This window comes from Bacteroides caecigallinarum, assembly GCF_016902295.1.
Taxonomy (GTDB): Bacteria; Bacteroidota; Bacteroidia; order Bacteroidales; family Bacteroidaceae; genus Phocaeicola; species Phocaeicola caecigallinarum_A.
In genome coordinates, this window is the sequence record NZ_JACJLQ010000175.1 from 1 (window position 1) to 359 (window position 359).

Below are 359 nucleotides of genomic sequence, written 5' to 3' on the forward strand. Positions count from 1 at the left end.
GATGTAATCCGCCGCATATTTTATTCTTCCACAATGCCTCCGGAGACTCATTACAAGACCTGCGACGGGCTTCTAAACCTGCAAAGGAGCAGTGATCCGGCCGTTTTCCAGAAAGCCTGCGAGACAGCCCTGAACGTAGACAGATGCAGTTACCGCTTTATACGCTCACTGGTGGAAAGCAAGTGTGCCGGTGTGGGGCAGCCTACATCTTCCTTTGCTCCTCCGCAACACTGTAATATCCGTGGGAAATCACAGTTCAAATGACAGACTTCTAACACTCAAAACCAATAACGATGGATGAAATTATCAATGCTCTAAGAAACCTTAAGATGCCCGGAATGGCACATTACTGGGCTACG

1 pseudogene is annotated in these 359 nt (G+C 48.2%); it reads left to right on the plus strand.

Features of this window, described 5'->3' with window-relative positions:
- Positions 1–264, plus strand: a pseudogene (locus tag H6A27_RS14690) (IS21 family transposase); the annotation flags it as partial.
- Between the last annotated feature and the right edge of the window lie 95 nt (positions 265–359).